The following is a 21,434-nucleotide window of genomic DNA, read 5'->3' as shown; positions in this document are numbered from 1 at the left end:
AAAATAAAATATTATGAGTAAAATAATTGGAATTGACTTAGGAACAACCAACTCTTGTGTTGCTGTTATGGAGGGTAAAGACCCTGTTGTTATCCCAAATGCAGAAGGTAAAAGAACAACACCTTCTATTGTAGCATTTACAGAAGATGGTGAAAGAAAAGTAGGTGATCCTGCAAAAAGACAGGCTGTAACGAATCCAAAGAAAACTGTATACTCTATCAAAAGATTTATCGGAACTCACTTTAAAGAAGATGCTAAAGAAATCTCAAGAGTACCATATGAAGTAGTAAGCGGACCAAACGATACGGTAAAAGTAAAAATTGACGATAGAGAATATACTCCACAGGAAATTTCTGCAATGACTCTTCAGAAAATGAAGAAAACTGCTGAGGACTACCTTGGGCAAGAAGTAACAAGAGCGGTAATTACTGTTCCTGCATACTTCAATGACGCGCAAAGACAGGCTACTAAAGAAGCTGGTGAAATTGCAGGTCTTAAAGTAGAAAGAATTATCAACGAACCTACAGCTGCAGCGTTAGCGTACGGTCTTGATAAAAACCATAAAGATCAAAAAATCGCAGTATATGACCTTGGTGGTGGTACTTTCGATATCTCTATCCTTGATTTGGGAGATGGTGTATTTGAAGTATTATCTACAAACGGAGATACTCACTTAGGAGGTGATGACTTTGATGATGTGATCATCAACTGGATGGCTGATGAGTTCAAAGCTGAAGAAGGTGTAGATTTAAAAACAGACGCTATTGCTCTTCAAAGATTGAAAGAAGCTGCTGAAAAAGCAAAAGTTGAATTATCTTCTTCTGCTCAGACTGAAATCAACTTACCATATATTACAGCTACAGCTACAGGTCCTAAACACTTAGTGAAATCTTTAACTAAAGCTAAATTTGAGCAATTATCTGCTGATTTGGTAAGAAGATCTATGGAACCGGTTGCTAAAGCATTAAAAGATGCAGGTTTATCAACTTCTGATATTGACGAAGTAATCTTGGTAGGAGGTTCTACAAGAATCCCAATTATCCAGGAAGAAGTAGAAAAATTCTTCGGTAAAAAACCTTCTAAAGGTGTTAACCCGGATGAGGTTGTAGCAATTGGTGCAGCTATCCAGGGAGGTGTATTGACAGGAGACGTAAAAGACGTATTACTTCTTGACGTTACTCCACTTTCTTTAGGTATCGAAACTATGGGTTCTGTATTCACTAAATTAATTGAAGCGAATACTACAATCCCAACTAAAAAATCTGAGGTATTCTCTACAGCTTCTGACAATCAGCCAGCTGTAAGCATCAGAGTAGGACAGGGAGAAAGATCTATGTTCAACGACAACAAAGAAATCGGTAGATTTGATCTTACAGATATTCCACCAGCACCAAGAGGAGTTCCTCAAATTGAAGTAACTTTCGATATTGATGCAAACGGTATCTTAAGTGTATCTGCTAAAGATAAAGGTACAGGTAAAGAGCAAACAATCAAAATTCAGGCTTCTTCAGGTCTTTCTGACGAGGAAATTGAAAGAATGAAAAAAGAAGCTCAGGAGAACTCTGCAGCGGATGCTAAGAAAAAAGAAGAAGTTGAAATTTTCAACAAAGCTGACGGATTGATCTTCCAGACTGAAAAGCAGTTGAAAGAATTCGGTGAAAAGCTTTCTGCTGACAAAAAAGCAGCTATTGAAGCAGCTCACACAGAATTGAAAACAGCTTTCGAAGCTAAAAATGTTGATGATGTAAAAGCTAAAACTGAAGCTTTAGATGCAGCATGGATGGCCGCTTCTGAAGAATTGTATGCAGCAGGTCAACAACCGGGTGCTGATGCAGGAGCAGGAGCTCAAAACCCTGGAGGTAGCAATGCAGGAGGTGAAGATGTACAGGATGCAGACTTCGAAGAAGTAAAATAATCGATGTAGTAAGAAATACGAACATCTATTTATAAATAAAGACCGCAGTAAACATTGTTTGCTGCGGTTTTTTATGATTGATAATAAAGGTCTTAATGTATAAATTTATTTTACAAAGGGCTGTGTAAATAATCAGATTTAAAGAATTTCAACTTCTTCAGGAACAATAAAGAGAATCGTGCAGCCATTTTCAGAGGTCACAGAATGCTTAAAAGTAGGCGGAGTATATAGATAATCTCCTTTTTCCAATTGGGCACCTGCTATGTGGGCACTTCCTTCTAAGATGAAAAGCTCTTCTCCGGCAGGGTGATTGTGATAAGGATAACTTGCTCCGGGTTCAAATTTTAAAAGAATAGTGGTAGAGCGGTTTTTCTCCGGATCAAATTTCAGCGATTTTACGAAAATACCTTCGTAATAAATTCCTTTTTCAATGAGAGGTTGCCATTCTTTCTGTTCTGTTTTTACGATATAATCGTGAATGTTTGTGTTCATAATATTACATTTTAAATTGTTATTGAGGTAGAAATTGTTCTAAGGTCCATTTGTAATGAGAGAAAGTGCTCAGCAGAAATGCCCCGGCACTGAAAACAAAAACCGAATAATCCAGAGGTTCTTTAAGTCCAAAGGAAATACTCATGGCAACAGTAAATAATAGGGTGAGTATAGATGCACAAAAGGCAACTTTCTTGATACGATATCCTACAAGAAGTAAGATCCCGATCAATACTTCGGCAACCGTGGATAATATTGCAATGCCCGGCGCAAGAGACTGAGGTAAAAAAGAATTGGTTTCTGCGGTATAGTGTACAAAGTTTTTCCAGCCGGAAGATTGAGATCCCCAAAGGTTTAATCTGCTTGCTGTCGCCGATAAAAATCCTGCGGCTAATGCTATTCTTAATGAGAAGACGGCTATGTTCTGTTGAGTTTTCATACTTATTTTAAGTCTTAATTATAAGTACAAAGTTCAGGGAAAGAGACCTTCTAAAGAATAGAGAATTCCGGGAAAAGCATATAATATTTTAGTTTTTCACTGCTTTCTGATAGTCTTTTGGAGAGTGAGAAGTATGCTTTTTAAAGAAATTGGAAAAATAAAAAGGATCATTAAACCCAAGCTGGTAAGCAATTTCCTTTACACTCAACTTTTCATAAAGTAAAAGTCTTTTCGCTTCGGAAATAACAAGGCTGTAGATGACATTCTGTGCCGTTTTATGGGTATGCAGTTTTGAAACCTCATTCAGTTTAGCTTCAGTAGTCCCCAATAGATCGGCAAAACGAGATACCGGATAATTGTCAGCAAAATGATTCCGTACGCTTTCAAGGAATTTTAAAAACAAAGCGTCGGGTTTCCAGATTTCATCTCTGTTGGCAATTTTACTGCGGTTGATTTCTACTAATAATAGTTCAATTAAGGAGTGGGTGGAGATCAGATATTGATAGGGTTTTTCTTCAATTTCTTTTTCAATCCGGCTGAGGGTTTCTGTAAAAAAAGATGGATGCTGAATGCTGATCATTTCATTCATTCCAAAATGACAAAAAAGACCGTTGTGGAAAATAAGTTCAATATCACGGTCACTTTTACTGAAAAAATCCAGAGTAAATTCCAGGACAGTCAGTTCTCCTTCTGCCATCATGAGCTGGTGGAACTGTCCGGAAGTAATCGTGATGGTCTGTCCGGCTTTCAGGATAAAGGTGTTTTCATCAATCAGAATTTCTGCACTTCCGCTTTGGCACCAGAAGAGTGTATATTTTATAATCCGTCTTGGCTCAGGATGTCCCGCCTGATGTGAATATTTTTTTATTTCAATCATAATAGGAATATATCGATAGCTTCTGATTTTCAGTTTTTGGTTTAGCTCAGACTAAATTACAAAATTGCTCATGTAAAGATGATATATACCCATTATTTTTTAAACTTTTAGCTAAGTTGCTTTTATAGCTGTTGAAACTTCTGTTGGAGCTGTAAAAGATGTTGTAGTACTTCTTTTTTATGTATTTAATTATTTGATATTCAGTATGTTTTGTGTTTTTGATGAAAATCATAATAATGAAATCAATTATTTACGTTTAATTTATATATTTGTTTTTATTTAGAATAAATAAAAAATATTAATACAGAAAAATAAAAATGACATACAATCCCTGTGAAATAAGGAATTCATGAACAAGTGGATTATTTGTTATCAAAAAAATAAACTAACGAAATTTTAAGATTACTACAAAAATGGCTGCCGGGTACACTCAAAAAGTGTAATTCCCTATGTGAAATGCAGCTTACGCTTTAAAAACTAAAAAAATTATGGAACAACAAAGCAAAAGGATCCTGGCACTGGATTTAATAAAAGGAATGAGTGTTATAGGAATGGTGATTATACATACCTTACTCATATTTGCGAATGTAAAATCACAATCAGAGTCGGTTATTGGAAGTTTTATTGTGTTTTTGGGAAGAGGAACTTCCATCTTTCTGATCTGTATGGGAATAACGTTTATGACGTCGAGCCATCAAAGCCTTAAGAGTGCATTAAAGCGCGGAGTTTTACTCGTATTTGCAGGCCTTTTTATGAATTTTATGAAGTTTATGATCCCTGTGATTTTTAATTTTGCTCCGGATAATTTTATCCAAAAATATGGCTGGCACGCTCCCATAGAACAACAATATGTGTATCTGGTGTTGTTGGGTGATATTTTGCAGTTAGCGGGGATGTCTTTACTATTCGTAGGCTTTATCAGAGAATATGTCAAAAATAAATATGTAATTCTTGCGATAGGATTATTGGTAGCGCTTGTATCCCGGGAGGTAAGTGGAATCAATATGGATTATCCTGTTATTAATTATGTTTTAGACCTTCTTTTTAATAATGATTACCCTGCCTATGTTTATTTTCCTGTTTTCCCATGGATGTCTTTTATTATTATCGGGATGTTTTTTGGTAAATGGTTTGTGGAACTTAATCATAACAGCAGGCAGCTGTTTAGAAATATGCTATATGTAGGACTGTTGTTTATAGCCATTGGGGCTCCTTTGGTTTTCTTATATGGTGAATACCACTACAATGGTTTTTATCACATGGGACCCGGAGGTGTTATTTATTTTGCAGGATGGACATTAGTTTTTCTGTGGCTTATTTTTAGGATCACCTTACATACGAAAGAAAATAATGCGATCAGAATTTTAAAATACTGCAGTAAAAATCTAACATCAATGTATATGATACAATGGATATTAATTTCCTGGGGTAAAGGTATCTTCGGGTATAGACAACATGGAATTGGGTATGTGCTTGTACTGATCCTGTTTTATATTGTCCTCACATTTGCCGTTCAGATTTCATTAGATATACTAAGAAAGAAGAAAACATTAGTTCTCTTTAGAAGAGCATCAATGGATGAAACCGCTCTGAAATAATACTGAATGCTTATTGGGTTTCAGAAAAAAGGGATACCACACCGGATATTAATATTTTACAAGAAATACAATAATGTGATTACCATATTTCTTGTAAAATACTTACATTCGTGTAGATAAAAAACAAAAGTATTAATGAAATATTCTAAAATTATTGTGGTGGCTGCCTTACTGTTCTTTCAGTTAGGTCTGGCACAGGAGAAGGCAGGTATCGTATTAGATAAAGCGTTTAAAGAAGCTAAAGTAAGCCATAAAAATGTATTGCTGGTGTTTCATGCTTCATGGTGCAAGTGGTGTAAAGTTATGGAGAAAAATATGAACCTTCCGGAAACCAAACCTATTTTTGAAAAGAATTTTGTTACCGCATATGTAGATGTTCAGGAAAGAGGAGAAAAGAAAGCGCTGGAAAATCCGGGCGGACAGGAGCTGATGAATAAATACAAAGGAGAGAATGCCGGACTTCCTTTCTGGCTGATCTTAAATCCTAAAGGAGAAGTGCTTGCCGATTCTTTTGATGACAAGAAACAAAATCTGGGGTCACCCTCTACCCCTGAGGAAGTTGCCATTTTTAGTGCAAAACTGAAGAAAAGCTCAAAACTGAGTAAAGAAGAGCTTCAGATCATTGAGAATGTTTTTACTAAAAAAGATAATTAGAAAAATCCCGGGTTAGACGCCTGGGATTTTTTATGTTCCTTCCCTAATTTCCATAAAATATAACTCCCCGAACAACAAAAGTTGTCCGGGGAGTCTTTTCAAATTAAACTATTTTATTTACCAAAGTAGATCTGATCCTGTTTTTGCTGTTCAGTATAGATGATCTGGAAACTTACGGGCATATAACGGTAAAGAAGCTTCCAATGCTGGATTTTAGCATGCTTTTTAAAGCTCTCAAAAGACCTGATGAAGATATTTTCGATCATCGTTCTTACATAAGAATTTCCATTCCTGTAAAGCCCGTCCATGAGTTTGATGTGATGAGCTATAATGCTGATCTTCGATTCCTGCAAAAGACCCTTCAGGTAATTAACGGTAGCCTGCATGATTCCTGCAAAATTATCCTGAACAGATAACTGTGTGATTTCCCTGCGAAGGGGCGGATAGAAAAATTTTAAGTATTCAACAGCTATTTTTTGATTAATAGTTTGCATTTGTACTTTCATCATAATTTAGAATTTTTCAAACACTTAGTATTGCAGCGAAATGTATACCAAAATTTATAAACATGCTGCAAAAATGAAAACACTTACAATCACAGCAATGTGAGTGAGTAATATCTCGGAATTGTGTCTGTTAGTCGTGGTTTTCCAGGTTTTCCAATCTGAAATTTTTCTTATTTTATTTTTCATAATCTATTGATTGTGAGTTATTTTGATTTTTGTTTAATTTAAACACTTTGTAATGAAACGGGTCAAAAATGTAATAAACTTATATCCCGTGACTGTAAATTTGTCTTGAATAGATCTTTTGTAGGTCTATGGAAATATGACTAAAGATCATTTTTTTATATTCTTCACTGCAGAATGCTGTAAAATTGTCCAGAGAATAGATAAAAGTATTCTCAATAGCATTTTTTAGGACTGTATCTCCATCGCTGTACATTTTGTCCATCTTCTGTAAACTCCTCAGCAACAGATTTCTGTCATTCTGGCGGATCATATTTTTAATACGTTCGGTGAAAGCCCGGACTATAGCATAAGGATTTTGATTTTTCTCCTCTTTCAGTTCACGTTCAAAGTCGGGAACGAGTTCTGTGATTTCCTGTGCAGCCTGTAAATAGTTCATATTATTATGATTTTAATGATTTTGTTCCAGTATTTTGATGATAGCACCAAAAATAAAAACGGTTAAAAAAGCAAAGAAAAGCAGGTGATAGGGTTTCAGCCATTTCGGAGTTTTTGGTCCTCTGCTTTTTAATCTTCTCAACTTGTCTATTCTGTTTAATGTTTTTAAGTCCATTTTTGTATGTTTTGAAACTAATGATGCCAAGACTGTTCCTTTGGAGTTTGATTGTGTTTATTTAATTGTAATACAGTCTGTTATATTGATTTTATTGAGCTTTTAGAATTGAAAAAGCATGTCAAAATGATAAGGATTTTATCAAAATGAAATAAATTTTCTAAAGTGAAATTTTATTTTTGATGAATTCAAAAATTAGAATTGTTTCTTCCATCAATGTTTGTTCAATTCCCAAGTACTGAATCACAGAAACCTTGATAAATTCTATAATTACTTGTTTCAGAAGGATTTTACAATTTGTCATAAAAAATTTTCTGGAAAAGTATTTTTTGACTAAAATTTTAGAAAGGACACAAATTAAATAATTCAATTTATTGATAATCAGTATTTTAATTTTTATTTTGTAAATTTGACTGAAATGATTAAACGAGTATTTATTTGATTATCAGTTTATTGTGATTTTGATCGGCCATTTTTTTGACCCATTTTTGTGACAATTTTACACAGGTGTATCTATATGATGGAAAGAATAGAATGAATATCTTTGCAGTCCAAATATTCAGAAGATGTTTTCAAAAATTATAGTACACAGAGTCGGAAATAAAATCAATGGAGATTCCTTAACGCTTTCCCAGGAGGAATTGAAGCTGGAGGAAGGAATGGCAGAATTGCTTGAAGATTACTTTTTAGGATCATTCAAATCAGAAGAAACTTTTCATTTTTACAGTGATACCTATCTGGTAAACAATCCGGTTTACAGTGCGGTTTCTGAAATTTTTGAAGATAAGGCCAAATTTATATGGGAATCTGAAAATATTGCAAAACACCTTTTCGAAGCAGCGGAGAACCCTAGAGTTCAAAGTGGAGAGCTGTTTATTGTACTTTTTGAAGATGAAAGTGATCGTCCGGACAGAGTGGATAAGATAGGGATCTTCAAAACCGAAAAAAGAGAATCTTTCCTGAAAATTAATCCTACAGAAGAAACATTTGATATTGAAAAAGATCAGGGAATCGGCTTATCCAAAATTGATAAGGCAGCTTTAATCTATAATAATGATAAAAATACAGGCTATGTACTTTCGGTAGTTGACAACAACAAAAACGGAGATATGTATTACTGGTTTGAAGATTTCCTGAAAGTAAAGCAGCGCGATGATGAATATTTCCATACTCAGGAAGCGTTGATGGTCTATAAAGATTATATCACCAAGCAACTTCCACAGGAATTTGAAGTTTCTAAAGCTGATCAGGCAGATTTCCTTAATAAATCTATTAATTTCTTCAAGGAGAAAGAAGAGTTTAAGCTGGATGAGTTTGCCAGTGAAGTATTGGGAGACGAGCACGTCATTGAAAGTTTTGTGAATTTTAAAACAGATTATGAGCAGGATATGCAGGTGAATATTGCTGAGGAATTCCCCATCAGTGAAGCCGCTGTAAAGAAAACCCAGAGACATTTCAAAAGCATCATTAAACTTGATAAAAATTTCCATATCTATATCCACGGGGACAGACAGAAAATTGAAACAGGGGAGGATGATAAAGGAAAATACTACAGACTTTATTTTGAAAAAGAAGTATAATAGAAATCAATTCATTAAATAATATCATAACTTTATTGCTGATTACAAAATAGCAGTTATGAAGTTTATGATCGTTTTCTGGGGAGCTTTCCTCTTTTTCTTCTGCGTACCTTTTCCGATTTTCATTTATATGGTGACGGAGGAAGTCGCAACAGGACCGAGAAATTCATTAGCGGTGAGCTATGGATATCTCGGTCTTTCTTTATTACTATGGGGATATATTCTCGTATTCTTCATTAATACTCTTTTCATTAAAACTTTTAAGCAGAGGAACACCATTCATTCCATTCTGAGAAATGGTATTCCCAGAGAGGCTAAGGTAATGCGTTACCAGCTTTTAAAATACTTTCCGAAAACCAATATGAATGCTATTCAGATTGTTCTTTCATTTCCCAACCTTAGGAATACCATGATTGAACATGAGATGATGTTTCATGATTCCAAGCCACAGGAAAAAAGGTTTGATGTAGGAAATCATGTGAAGGTATTGTTGAATCCTAATGTTTCACAGGAACCTTACTTCATTTTAAGTGATCAAAAGGTTAGTTTCAATGCATCGGGAATGGTTTTAAGAATAGTATTTATCATATTGTTAATCGCTTATATTATCGGTCTGTACTCTTATTTCTATAGGCGGGAATCCTTTGATTTTGGCTGGCAGTTTCTCACTTTTATGCATCCTATTATTTTCAGTGGAGTGATGACCCTTATTTATGTATTGGTTTTTCAGCTGATTATAAGGAAGTTTTTTAAGAACAAAAAAGAAGAACGTATCCTCTTTGTGGGAAGAAGTGCCGAAGCACAGATTATCAGTGTGAATCAGACGGGGCTGACAGTTAATGACCAGCCGCAGATTATGTTTCAGGTCAGTTTTAAGGATTTTAAGGGAAAAGAACATATTGCGGTCTATAAAAAGGTGATCAGACTTCTGGACCTTTCCTCAGTTCCCAAACAAGGTGCTGTTGAGATCTTATATGATGAGAATGATCCGGGTACAATTACGATTCCCAGAGTTTAAATAAAGGAATACTACAACATATTGAACCTGGAAAACCCATGTTCAATCTAAAGATAAAAAAGAGCGGATTTGTAATGGACAAATCCGCTCTTTTTATGATAATTTTTTTGTTCACTTATTTTTTCTGAAAAAACAGCGACCTGTTGTATTCAAAATTCATTCTGGCGATATTGAGTACAGAAATTCCCTGTGGACATTCTACCTCACAGGCTTCTGTATTGGAGCAATGTCCGAATAATTCGCTGTCCATCTGGGCTACCATATCCAATACCCGTTTGCTTCTTTCCTCTTTTCCCTGAGGAAGCAGAGCCATATGGGTAATTTTTGCTGAGGTAAATAAAGCGGCACTTCCATTTTTACAGGTTGCCACACAAGCGCCACACCCGATACAGGCTGCAGAGTCAAAAGATTCTTCAGCAGTCTGATGGGTAACCGGAATGGCCGTGGCATCAGGAGCCTGACCGGTATTCACAGATACGAAACCTCCTGAAGAAATAATTCTGTCGAAAGCGGAACGGTCTACCTTTAAATCCTTCTTCACTGGAAAAGCGCCTGCCCGGAAAGGCTCTATCAAGATTGTTTCCCCATCTTTAAAAGATCGCAGGTGAAGCTGGCAAGTAGTCGTATTTTTTAAAGGACCATGAGCGATACCATTAATCATCATTCCGCACTGTCCGCAGATCCCTTCACGGCAGTCGTGATCGAATTCTACGGGTTCATCTCCTTCAGTGATCAGTTTTTCATTTAACGTATCAAGCATTTCTAAGAAAGACATGTGAGAATTTAATCCTTTCAGGTCATAATTAACCAGTTTTCCTTCACTTTGTCTGTCTTTCTGTCTCCATATCTTAAGGTGTAAATCCATAATTTTTTGTTTTTTATTTGTAGCTTCTTACCGTTGGCTGTATTTCTTCGAATATCAGGGGCTCTTTGATCAGTTCAGGTTCTTTGTTTTCGCCTGCCCAAGCCCATGCAGAGATAAACTGATATTCTGAATCGTTTCTCAATGCTTCACCATCCGGTGTTTGAAATTCTTCCCGGAAATGAGCACCGCAGGATTCATTACGGGTTAATGCATCATAACACATAAGCTCGCCAATCTCAAAATAATCAGCAACACGGCCTGCTTTTTCAAGTTCGGAATTCATTTGATCTCCCTGTCCGGAAACTTTTACTTCTTTATAGAATTCCTGTTTCAGTTTTCTGATCTCCTCGATGGCATATTTCAGACCTTCCTCATTTCTTGCCAGTCCGCAATAGTCATATAATAATTTTCCTAACGTTTTATGGAAATGATCTACGGTTTTGGTTCCTTTGATATTGATCAGGTCCCGAATCTGGTTCTTAACTGCATTTTCGGCCTGTTCAAACTCAGGCGTATCCGGGGATATTTTTCCGGTATGAATCTCATCTGCCAGGTAATTGGCAATGGTATAAGGAGCAATAAAGTATCCATCTACAGAAGCCTGTAAAAGGGAGTTTGCTCCTAAACGATTGGCGCCATGATCTGCAAAATTGGCTTCTCCCAATGCAAAAAGTCCCGGAACGGTAGTCATCAGCTCATAGTCTACCCAAAGACCTCCCATTGAAAAGTGAGCAGACGGAGAAATCATCATCGGTTCTTTATATGCGTCGTATCCTGTTATTTTAAGATACATATCGAATAAATTTCCGTATTTCTCTTTAATCTTATCTTTTCCCTGTTCCTTAATAGCCTTTGAAAAATCAAGATAAACAGCATTCTTTAACGGTCCTATCCCATATCCTGCATCGATTCTTTCTTTTGCAGCACGGGAGGAAATATCTCTTGGCGCCAAATTTCCAAATGCGGGATATCTTCTTTCCAGATAATAATCCCTTTCATTTTCAGGAATATCGTTAGGCTGTCTGTTTTCATCCAGTTTAGCAGGGACCCAGATTCTCCCGTCGTTACGCAGAGACTCGGACATCAGGGTTAATTTAGACTGGTAATCTCCGGATTGTGGAAGGGAAGTAGGGTGCACCTGAATCCAGCTTGGAGAAGCCATTAATGCTCCTTTTTTATGAGCTCTCCAGATGGCAGAGCCATTGCATCCCATAGCCAATGTAGAAAGGTAGTAGATCTTTCCGTAACCTCCTGTTGCCAGTACTACAGCATGGGCCGCATGTCTTTCAATTGCTCCGGTATCTAAATTCCTTACGATGATTCCTCTTGCTTTGCCGTCAATAGTCACCAAATCGAGCATTTCATGTCTTGAAAAAAGTTCTACAGAACCCTTTCCAACCTGTCTCATCAAAGCCTGGTAGGCTCCTAAAAGCAACTGCTGTCCGGTTTGCCCTCTGGCGTAGAATGTCCGGCTCACCTGAACACCACCAAATGAACGGTTGTTGAGATAGCCTCCATACTCACGTCCAAAAGGAACGCCTTGTGCTACGGCCTGATCGATGAGGTTTAAAGAACATTCAGCCATACGGTAAACATTGGCTTCACGGGCCCTGAAGTCTCCTCCTTTCAGGGTGTCTACAAACATTCTGTAAACACTGTCACCGTCATTTTTATAATTTTTTGCGGCATTTACCCCTCCCTGTGCAGCTACGGAGTGAGCTCTTCTCGGACTGTCCTGAAAACAGAATGACTTGACATTATATCCCATTTCACCCAAAGATGCAGCAATAGAACTTCCGGCCAATCCTGTTCCCACAACAATCACGTCCAGTTTTTTACGGTTGGCAGGGTTTACAAGTCTGGCTTTCTTTTTATAGTAATCCCATTTTTGTTCTAATGGGCCTTGTGGTATTTTTGAATCTAAAATCATAACGGGGTTTTTAATGATAAGTAAAGAATACATAAACCGGCATCAGGGCAAAACCTAAGCTGATAATGATTGAATAAGCAATTCCAATGGTCTTGAACCACTTTACAAATTTAGGGTGATACAATCCCAGAGTTCTTACCGCACTGTGTATTCCATGAATCAGGTGATAGCAGAGTGCAATCATAGATGCTACATAAATGAGCACATACCACCACTCTTTAAAAACTGTAACCACCAGAATATACAGGTCTTTATTTCCATTCTCGTCCAAAGGTGGATTTCCGAATTTGTAGACATACCAGAAGTTTTGAAAATGAATCACCAGGAAGATTAAAATCAATGTTCCCAGGATTCCCATATTCCGGGAAGCCCATTGGCTGGCTCTTCCACGTCTGTCATTCCGGTAGTCACCTCCTGATTTTCTATTTTTTAGAGTGATCACCAATCCGTCTACGGCATGCAGAATAATACTGGCATATAAAACGTAAGACACTATTTTGATAATGATATTTCCGGATAAAAAATGGGAATAGGCATTAAACTGAAGATGTGCCTGCTCCTGAGGAAGGAACAGCTGGAGATTTCCCAGAAAATGAATCAGCAGAAAGAACCCCAGAAACAGTCCCGTAAGACACATCAGCATTTTTCTTAACAATGTTGATAACATAAATTTGATTTTATAATTAATAATATCCTAAAACTTTCATCCATAATCCTCCTACAACCATGTAGATAATTAATAATACAATCCCTATTTCGAGACCTCTGAGCCACCAGACTTTCAGGTCTACATATCCGCTTCCGAAGAATACCGGAGCAGGGCCGTGTCCGTAATGTGTAAGTACACCATAGATTGAACCTAAGAAACCAAGCATCATGGCAAGTAACATGGGTGGAATTCCCAAAGAAACACCTACTCCCAGTAATGCAGCATACATCGCTGCAACGTGAGCTGTAGCACTGGCAAAAATATAATGACTGAAAAAATACACAACGATAATGACAGGGAAGGCTACCTGCCAGCTGAGACCTCCGATTTTCATTTTGATAAGGTCACTGAACCATCCGATAAAGCCTAATTCATTCAAAGAACTTGCCATCATTACCAGTACAGCAAACCAGACAATAGTATCCCAGGCTCCTTTTTCCCCTTTTACATCTTCCCATGTCAGAACTGAGGTTAATAATAAGAGTGTTAATCCAATAAATGCCGTTGTAGTAGCATCAATAGATAAGGTTCCCCCAAATATCCAAAGCGCTAAAAGGATGAAGAACGCCAGTAGCATCAGCCATTCGTTTCGGGAGATAGGTCCCATTTCTTTTAATTTCTGAGCAGCCATTTTCGGGGCATCTCCTGTTTTTTTCAATTCCGGCGGATATAATTTGTATAAAACCAAAGGAACGACAAAGAATGCTACGGCACCAGGCAAGAAACCGGCTGCTGCCCAGGACATCCAGGTAATATCAATACCCAGGTTGGCTGCAAATTTCTGACACATCGGGTTACTGGCCGTACCTGTCAGAAACATGGAAGAAGCGATGAGGTTCATATAGTAGCTGTTCAGCGTTAAAAAAGAACCTAATTTTCTATGGGTTTCGGGTTTTTCAGGAACGGAATCGAAGCTTATGGCCATAGATTTCATAATAGGGTAGATAATTCCGCCACCTCTTGCCGTATTACTCGGAATAGCCGGTGCCAGACAAACATCTGCAAGGCCCAGCCCATATGCTAATCCTAATGAGCTTTTTCCGAAAACCCTGATGAATAAAAAGGCAATGCGGTTTCCAAGGCCTGTTTTGATAAATCCTCTGGCTATAAAGAATGAAATCCCAATCAGCCAGATCACTTTATCTCCAAAACCTGAAAGGGCTTTGGTGATTGATTTTCCGGCATCTCCCGGAGCCACCACCTGTGTAAGGGCCGTAAATGCGATAGCCATCATACACATTGTGCCCATGGGAGCAGCTTTAAGGATAATTCCTAAAATGGTTGCAGCAAAGATGGCGAACAGGTGCCATGCATCCTGAGTAACACCTTCGGGTACAGGAATGAACCATATAATCAATGCCACGATAAATGTAATCGCTACATTTTTGATATTAATTTCTTTCATGATAATAACTATTTAAGGGTTTAGAATCTACTCTGTACCTGAACAATGAATAGATTGTTGTTGTATTGTGAGGTGTTTGCCACCTGATATTTGTAACGGTCAAACTGTACTCCCAGCTGGATTCTTGCTCCATAATTTTTCAGAAACTCCAGTCCAACCATTGGGGTGATCGTTTGTCTTGGGTTGGAAGCCAATCTGAAGTTGGTATCCAGATATTCATAGCGGCATGAGAGTTCAAAAGCGCTGAGGTTTTTATGGTTAATCTCATATCTTAGATTAGGAAGAAAGTAAACCCCGCGAACCAGGTACTGATCCGGGTTTTCAGGTCTTACTTCAGGGGCTATAGAATTGTATAAAACGTGATTGGTGGCTTGTTTGGCTTCCAGTTGCATATCAAGGCTCCATCTTGGATCAAATTGTACCAAAGAGCTCAGGTCAACTCCTAAAGCATATACTTTTTTACTGAATACTTCACCAATACCTCCATTAAGGCCTACGTTGAAATTGTATTTTTTAGACAGTCCAAAGACCAGGCGGGTAGAATACTGCTTTCCGTTGTCATTGTCATTGACCTGGTTTTTTCCGTTTCCATTCACTACAGACACGGCATACTGGAAGGGGACTTCTCCAAGCTGAAGCTGCCCGGTTGCAGACATTCCGATCTGGAAACTCGTCCAGCCCAGCTTTCCAAATTCAGAATACTGATTAGACCAGTCCAAAGATTTAATAATATCGATAGGGTAGGTTTCCTCGATCCCGAACCAAGGTCTGAACTGTCCGACCGTAATCGCTAATTTAGGATTAAAAGTATACTTCAGATAAGCGTTTTCAAGGACCCTGCTTTTAGGATCATTTTTAAAATCTGCAAGGTTGGCCAAAACAACAACTTCAGTACGTTTACTGATCTGCGCCCGGACCTGAACTCTCATGTATTTGAGCATGAAATTATTGCTGGTTCCGGAACCATCTGCGTGATGAAGTCCGTTTACATCCACATCTTTGCTCATGCCTACCAGATAACGCGCCTGGAAAAGGCCTTTGATCTGAAGCTGCGGGTATTTTACATTATCTTCTTCCGGTTGTGGTTTGGTCTGTAAAGAATCCTGTATCTGCGCATGAGCTGAAAACCAGCAGGCAAGCATGCAGAGCAACAGGCTTCTCTTTTTAAGTGAAAAAAAGGCCATATCTTTTTGTTTGTTTTTTGTTTAAACCCACCTGTCAACTCTTCGAATTGCCACATCTCCCAAGGAAGAGAATGGTCACCTATCAAGTAATTGTCTTATGGACAAACCTCTGATATAAAGAAAGGGGGTGTATTTCTTATGTGTTGAGGTGAGCACTTAAATGACTTAAGTGTTTTATTATTTTATGGTTTTTGGGTAGTTTTTATTCTAATCCCAGAAATTTGAATGGTATTGATTCCTTGAAATCCGTATTGGATTTCCCATTATAGGTATGAAAGCTGCCCAGGTCCAGTTTCATTACTTTTCCTTTTGGGCTGAGGTCAAAATCTTTAAGATCTACCCAAAAAGTATTAGGGGTGAAAACGGTTTCAAAATAGTAAACCAGATTCTTTTGATCCGAAACAGAGCGCCATCTTGTGGAAGAGATATTAGGTTCCGTTGCTGAGGTAATTCCATAAGGTACAGAACAGTTTCTGATGACACTGAAAACACTGGCCACTGCCGTACGTGTATCAGCACTTCTTGGGATCGCATTGATATAATAAGAGGCTCTTACAAATCTGTCTGCAGCGCGGTTGGTACCCGGAAGCATAACGTTACCGGGAATCCCTTTCCAGTAATTATTAAGGGCCAGCTGCTCCTCAAAGATCGGAGAGTTGGTCATCACCGTATAGGAAGGGTCATGGTGAATCACCAGTTTTCCATTGATATACTCAAATACCGCGTTGTCTCCTGAAGCATCAGAAATGGAAAGGTGTATGGTGGTGAATTTTTCGGTTCCGGGAATATAATCGCTTACAATAACGAAAGGCTCCTTTTTTGAAAATTCTACCGCTTCTTTTACAGTGGCAAAATTATCGAGATAATATTGTGCCCATAAAGAAATGGCAAGTCCCTTTTTACTTCCTTTAGGATCGAATTTTGGGTACTGGGATTCACCAAGCCATAGCATATTGGCAACCAGTCCTTTTTCATTCATTCCGTCTGCTGAGGCAATATCCCAGCTGGAGCTGATGATACTTCCGTATTTTGAAGTCCATTTTACAGATTTTGGCCCTGTTTGTCCGGTATGTTCTATTCCTTTTGGAAAAACCCACAGATTGGCTGGGATTTCATCACGCCAGTCCATAGAACGGGCTGTCAGAATAGTGTTTTGTGGACCTTTGTAGACTACACGGGTACATGCTTCAGACGGATTCCATAATCCTATTGAAAGGACAAGAGAAAATAAAATTAATGGGAACTTTTTCATAATAGTATTATTTGAATTTAAATTTTATATTGAATTTATTGTGAATAATTCAATGAATTTTTCATCATATTCATTATTTGGTGATATAAATTTAGTTAAAATTGTTTAAATGTCACAATTATTTTAACTGATAATGTGTAATTCATGTTATGAATCATGAAGTATGGCTGGTTAACATTATTATTGGATTTTTTTTTGTATATTTTAGAGATATCTTATTAAAACAGGGGTAAAATAAAGAATGTTTCAAAGTGATTTGTAATGGGTTGAGAAGCATGACAGATAGAGATTATTGCCTGAAACAAAGGAAAATAGATACCACACAGCTCTCGCTGTAGAAAAAAAGCTATATCTTTGATAGATTGACTGACATATTATGAATTTTGTAGAGTGCCATGAGGAACCCATCCATATTCCAGGCTATATACAGAGTTTTGGCTATTTGATTGGCATTGATGCGGAATCCCATTCCATTACTTTTTTCAGCAGGAATATTTTGGATATATTGAATATTGAGAGTTCAGATGAACTTTTCAACAGAAAACTTACGGACTTTCCTGAAAGTTTTCAAAGCATTATTGATTCAGATATTTATACTTCGCTGGATAAATTTACCAGAAGGGAGAATGAAACATATTTCGATAAGATTTTTATTGATGATAAAGAATATCACTTTTCTGTTTTTAAAAGCGGAGGGTATATCTTTTTAGAATTTGAAGAAGTCCTGATCAATCCGAATAAGCGGATATCCAACAAATATGACAATTTTTATACTATAGATAACCAGCAGGAGCTTTGGAATCATCTGTTGGAAACGCTTTCCAAGGTTGTGAATTATGACCGGATGATGGTGTATAAATTTATGATGGATGGTTCGGGAAAAGTGATTGCAGAAAAAAAAGGGGATAGTATGGAAAGCTTTCTGGGACTTCATTACCCGGAATCTGATATACCCAAGCAGGCGAGGGAGCTTTATCTTAAAAAACGAAAAAGAATATTCAGCAATGTTGATGCTGAAACGGTTCCTCTTTTAAGTAAAGCAGAGAAATATATTGACCTCAGTTTTGCGGCTTCAAGGGGAATGTCTCCTATTCATGGGCAGTATCTTAAAAATTCGGGAGTATCTTCCAGTTTCAGTATTTCCATTATCATTGATGATCACCTTTGGGGGCTGGTTACCTGTCAGAATATTGAGGCTAAGCATATTGACCTTGAAGACAGGGTACAGGCCGGTATTTTTACGGCTCTGGCCGCAAATGCCTATTCATCTTTTAAATCTAAAAATGAACTGAATTACCGCCTGGAGCTGAATGAGAAATTATCCCATCTTAAAACGGATTTTTTAAAACATAATAATCTACTGGATTCGCTGTCCGAAAATAAAACGGAAATAAAGGATTTGCCGGAAGCTGACGGTCTTGTGGTTATTTCGGATGAAAATATAGTGACAGACGGAGTTACTCCGGATTATGAGACGATCAATACCATTGTAGAATGGGCTTTTGAAAACTGCGAAAACACGATTTATATAAGCCGAAGTTTTCTGAAAGATTATGGTGAGAAATTAGGTTTGTCTGAAAATGAGGCAGGCGTGATTATCTATTTTATTGACAGAGACAAAAAAGAAATGCTGATCTGGTTCCGGAAAGAATTTGATGAGCATATTAACTGGGCAGGGAACCCTGAAAAGAACATCGGGGTATTTTCTCAAAATGGGGAAGAAAAACAGATTGTTTCTCCGAGAACTTCTTTTCAGATTTTTACAGAAAACATAAAAGGTCATTCTAAAAGATGGAATTCCCGAAATATAAGTTCTGTTCATGCAATCCGCGACCTGATCCTGGAAAGTTCCCACAAAAATTATATTGCGATCAAAAGACTGAATGATGAGCTTAAAAAAGTAAACGAAGAGCTAGACAGTTTTTCTTATACTATCTCCCATGATTTAGGAACTCCTCTGACCGTGATGAAGCTTAATGCACAGATGCTTTTGGGAAATTTATCTGACGATTCTGAAAAAAGTAAAGGGAAGATCCATACGATCATTGAGGAAATTGATACTATGGCGGAGATGATGCATGATGTATTGCAGCTCAGCCGTGCCAAGCACAGTGAGATCCAGCTTGAAACCCTGAAAACAGGTCATACCATTCATAAGATTTCTGAAAATGCTAAGATGACGTATGGAAGTTCGAAAAGTGAAATCATCATTAAAGACTGCCCTGATGTAATGGGGGATAAAACCATGCTTCATCAGGTATTTTTAAATATTATCAACAATGCTGTAAAATACTCTTCCCATAAAGATCAGCCAAAAGTGGAGATTGAAGGGGTAGAGGATGGCTCTGCTATTGTGTACCGGATTTCAGATAACGGCATCGGAATTCCTGAGGAGGAGAAGCATAAAATGTTTAAAATTTTCAACAGGATGGAAAATGCGAAGAAATTCAAAGGAAATGGAATAGGGTTGTCTATTGTTCATCGGATTATGAAAAGAATTGGTGGGAATGTAGATTTTGAGAGCAATAAAGAAGGGACTTCTTTCATTTTAACGTTTAAAAAGCCTTAAATTTGAGAAACTTTTAAAACGTTATTATGGTATCAGAATATTTAAAACAGAATACAGCCAATTATCACGATGCAGCAGAAAAGCTTTTTAATTCTGAAAAAATTTTTAATAAAACTTTCACTTTAGAAGATTATAAAAAAATCATTCATACCAATTATCTGATGCTTCTTCACAGCGAGGATAAAATATTCACCAGTCTTTCTGAGAAATATTCGGAAAAACTTCAACTCAACGAGAGAAAGAAACTCTCTCTTATTGAAAAAGACCTGAAAAGCCTTTCCCTGAACAGTCAGGAAGTTTCCCATGATCTGGAATTTAATAATGAACATGAAGCGTTGGGAGCAATGTATGTAATTGAAGGTTCTACATTGGGAGGAAACGTAATCGCCAAGCAGCTTTCTAAAACGGAAGGTTTTGATGAGGTTACCTTCAATTTTTTCGGATGTTATCAGGAAAATACAGGACCTATGTGGAAGAATTTTAAGGAGGTGCTGGATACTGAAATTCGTGAAGAAAACTACAATGAAGTCCTATCCGGCGCGAAAAAACTATACTCGTTTTTACTGAACGTCAATTAATTTCTTTTAATACCTAATAAAATTCCTGAAAAATTGCCCACTTTTTCAGGAATTGTTAAATTTGGGGAGTTTCAATTTTAAACTTAACTTAAAAAATAAATAATTTAAAAAGTATACAATATGAAAGTAACTGTAGTAGGTGCAGGCGCTGTAGGAGCAAGCTGTGCAGAATACATCGCAATGAAGAACTTCTGTTCAGAAGTAGTTTTAGTAGATATTAAAGAAGGATTTGCTGAAGGTAAAGCAATGGATTTGATGCAGACAGCGTCGCTGAACGGATTCGATACAAAAATTACCGGAACAACAGGAGATTACAGCAAAACTGCAGGTTCTCATGTAGCAGTGATTACTTCAGGTATTCCTAGAAAACCTGGAATGACAAGAGAAGAGTTGATTGGTATCAACGCAGGAATCGTAAAAGATGTTACTGAAAATTTAGTAAAACATTCTCCGGAAGTAATCATCATCGTAGTTTCTAACCCAATGGATACGATGGCTTATTTAGTGCATAAAACTTCAGGTCTTCCTAAGCACAAAATCATCGGAATGGGTGGTGCTTTGGATTCTGCAAGATTCAAATACAGATTGGCTGAAGCATTAGAAAGCCCTATTTCTGATGTGGACGGAATGGTAATCGCTGCTCACAGTGATACAGGTATGCTTCCACTATTGAGCAAAGCGACAAGAAACGGGGTTCCTGTAACTGAATTCTTAGACGAAGAAAAACAAAAATATGTAATTGAAGAAACTAAAGTAGGAGGAGCTACGCTTACTAAACTATTAGGAACTTCAGCTTGGTATGCACCAGGTGCAGCGGTTTCTGTAATGGTTCAGGCTATTGCATGTGACCAAAAGAAAATGATCCCTTGTTCTTTAATGCTTGAAGGTGAGTACGGTCAAAACGATATCTGCTTAGGAGTTCCTGCTATCATCGGAGCAAACGGAGTAGAGAAAATCGTAAACGTTACTTTAACTGCTGAAGAGCAATTAAAATTCGCTGAAGCTGCAAATGCAGTAAGAGAAGTGAACGGAGATTTGAAATTCTAATCATTAGATTTTGCATAAAT

Annotated in this window: 20 protein-coding genes; 8 read left to right on the top strand and 12 right to left on the bottom strand. The window is 37.3% G+C overall.

The features are described from left to right. The first annotated feature begins 13 nt into the window (after positions 1-13). Complete coding sequence (gene dnaK, locus B8967_RS05810) at positions 14-1,915, top strand: molecular chaperone DnaK (protein WP_047492086.1); 1,902 nt, start codon at positions 14-16, stop codon at positions 1,913-1,915. A gap of 138 nt (positions 1,916-2,053) precedes the next feature. Here dnaK and B8967_RS05805 read toward each other — a convergent pair whose 3' ends face one another. The 3 genes from B8967_RS05805 to B8967_RS05795 form a co-directional block, all read right to left on the bottom strand. Then, complete coding sequence (locus tag B8967_RS05805; protein WP_084085135.1) at positions 2,054-2,407, bottom strand: cupin domain-containing protein; 354 nt, start codon at positions 2,405-2,407, stop codon at positions 2,054-2,056. A 19-nt stretch (positions 2,408-2,426) separates the two neighbouring features. Next, a complete protein-coding gene (locus B8967_RS05800) occupies positions 2,427-2,846 on the bottom strand; it encodes a MauE/DoxX family redox-associated membrane protein (RefSeq protein WP_084085133.1) in 420 nt (139 codons plus the stop codon). A gap of 88 nt (positions 2,847-2,934) precedes the next feature. Beyond that, positions 2,935-3,723, bottom strand: a complete 789-nt coding sequence (locus B8967_RS05795; protein ID WP_084085131.1) for a helix-turn-helix domain-containing protein — start codon at positions 3,721-3,723, stop codon at positions 2,935-2,937. Between the two features lie 488 nt (positions 3,724-4,211). Between B8967_RS05795 and B8967_RS05790 the strand changes: the two genes are divergently transcribed. After that, positions 4,212-5,321 carry a heparan-alpha-glucosaminide N-acetyltransferase domain-containing protein gene (locus tag B8967_RS05790; RefSeq protein ID WP_084085129.1) on the top strand — a complete coding sequence of 370 codons (1,110 nt, stop codon included), beginning with the start codon at positions 4,212-4,214 and terminating at the stop codon, positions 5,319-5,321. A 135-nt stretch (positions 5,322-5,456) separates the two neighbouring features. After that, positions 5,457-5,975, top strand: coding sequence for a thioredoxin family protein (locus B8967_RS05785; protein WP_084085127.1), 519 nt, complete (start codon positions 5,457-5,459; stop codon positions 5,973-5,975). Positions 5,976-6,088: 113 nt separating this feature from the next. Here the strand turns inward: B8967_RS05785 and B8967_RS05780 are convergent, their stop codons facing one another. The 3 genes from B8967_RS05780 to B8967_RS22415 all read right to left on the bottom strand — a co-directional run bounded on the left by B8967_RS05780 (position 6,089) and on the right by B8967_RS22415 (position 7,277). Further along, positions 6,089-6,484 carry a DUF7674 family protein gene (locus tag B8967_RS05780; RefSeq protein ID WP_047492103.1) on the bottom strand — a complete coding sequence of 132 codons (396 nt, stop codon included), beginning with the start codon at positions 6,482-6,484 and terminating at the stop codon, positions 6,089-6,091. A gap of 262 nt (positions 6,485-6,746) precedes the next feature. Continuing rightward, entirely contained in the window at positions 6,747-7,103 is a 357-nt protein-coding gene (locus B8967_RS05775; RefSeq protein WP_047492105.1) for a DUF7674 family protein, read from the bottom strand. A gap of 12 nt (positions 7,104-7,115) precedes the next feature. After that, positions 7,116-7,277 carry a hypothetical protein gene (locus tag B8967_RS22415; RefSeq protein ID WP_167449368.1) on the bottom strand — a complete coding sequence of 54 codons (162 nt, stop codon included), beginning with the start codon at positions 7,275-7,277 and terminating at the stop codon, positions 7,116-7,118. A gap of 566 nt (positions 7,278-7,843) precedes the next feature. Between B8967_RS22415 and B8967_RS05770 the strand changes: the two genes are divergently transcribed. Both B8967_RS05770 and B8967_RS05765 read left to right on the top strand, forming a co-directional pair. Further along, entirely contained in the window at positions 7,844-8,857 is a 1,014-nt protein-coding gene (locus tag B8967_RS05770; RefSeq protein WP_047492108.1) for a nucleoid-associated protein, read from the top strand. Between the two features lie 58 nt (positions 8,858-8,915). Beyond that, positions 8,916-9,875: a hypothetical protein gene (locus tag B8967_RS05765; protein ID WP_084085125.1), complete on the top strand. Its 960-nt coding sequence runs from the start codon at positions 8,916-8,918 to the stop codon at positions 9,873-9,875. 115 nt (positions 9,876-9,990) lie between these two features. On the opposite strand, the gene B8967_RS05760 is transcribed toward B8967_RS05765, so the two are convergent. From B8967_RS05760 to B8967_RS05735, 6 genes are all read right to left on the bottom strand, one after another. Then, positions 9,991-10,740, bottom strand: a complete 750-nt coding sequence (locus B8967_RS05760) for a succinate dehydrogenase/fumarate reductase iron-sulfur subunit (RefSeq protein WP_047492116.1) — start codon at positions 10,738-10,740, stop codon at positions 9,991-9,993. 13 nt (positions 10,741-10,753) lie between these two features. Continuing rightward, a complete protein-coding gene (locus B8967_RS05755; protein ID WP_084085863.1) occupies positions 10,754-12,670 on the bottom strand; it encodes a fumarate reductase/succinate dehydrogenase flavoprotein subunit in 1,917 nt (638 codons plus the stop codon). Positions 12,671-12,680: 10 nt separating this feature from the next. Then, positions 12,681-13,337 (bottom strand): succinate dehydrogenase cytochrome b subunit, encoded by a 657-nt coding sequence (locus B8967_RS05750; protein WP_047492118.1) that lies wholly within the window; start codon positions 13,335-13,337, stop codon positions 12,681-12,683. A gap of 16 nt (positions 13,338-13,353) precedes the next feature. Next, positions 13,354-14,784: an anion permease gene (locus tag B8967_RS05745; protein WP_047492120.1), complete on the bottom strand. Its 1,431-nt coding sequence runs from the start codon at positions 14,782-14,784 to the stop codon at positions 13,354-13,356. A 20-nt stretch (positions 14,785-14,804) separates the two neighbouring features. Then, positions 14,805-15,968, bottom strand: coding sequence for a porin (locus B8967_RS05740; RefSeq protein ID WP_084085123.1), 1,164 nt, complete (start codon positions 15,966-15,968; stop codon positions 14,805-14,807). A 202-nt stretch (positions 15,969-16,170) separates the two neighbouring features. Further along, positions 16,171-17,220: a linear amide C-N hydrolase gene (locus B8967_RS05735; protein WP_084085121.1), complete on the bottom strand. Its 1,050-nt coding sequence runs from the start codon at positions 17,218-17,220 to the stop codon at positions 16,171-16,173. A gap of 376 nt (positions 17,221-17,596) precedes the next feature. Here B8967_RS05735 and B8967_RS05730 point away from each other — a divergent pair, with 376 nt between their 5' ends. The 3 genes from B8967_RS05730 (at position 17,597) to B8967_RS05720 (ending at position 21,414) form a co-directional block, all read left to right on the top strand. Continuing rightward, positions 17,597-19,789: an ATP-binding protein gene (locus B8967_RS05730; RefSeq protein ID WP_084085119.1), complete on the top strand. Its 2,193-nt coding sequence runs from the start codon at positions 17,597-17,599 to the stop codon at positions 19,787-19,789. Between the two features lie 26 nt (positions 19,790-19,815). Further along, the gene (locus B8967_RS05725) at positions 19,816-20,367 is read left to right on the top strand and encodes a biliverdin-producing heme oxygenase (RefSeq protein WP_084085117.1); all 552 of its coding nucleotides are present in this window, start codon (positions 19,816-19,818) and stop codon (positions 20,365-20,367) included. 120 nt (positions 20,368-20,487) lie between these two features. Beyond that, a complete protein-coding gene (locus B8967_RS05720) occupies positions 20,488-21,414 on the top strand; it encodes a malate dehydrogenase (protein ID WP_047492134.1) in 927 nt (308 codons plus the stop codon). Positions 21,415-21,434 lie beyond the last annotated feature (20 nt).

Origin of the sequence: Chryseobacterium sp. YR221 (assembly GCF_900176315.1) — a bacterium.
GTDB classification, from domain to species: domain Bacteria; phylum Bacteroidota; class Bacteroidia; order Flavobacteriales; family Weeksellaceae; genus Chryseobacterium; species Chryseobacterium rhizosphaerae.
This window is presented reverse-complemented; position numbering and strand designations above follow the sequence as displayed.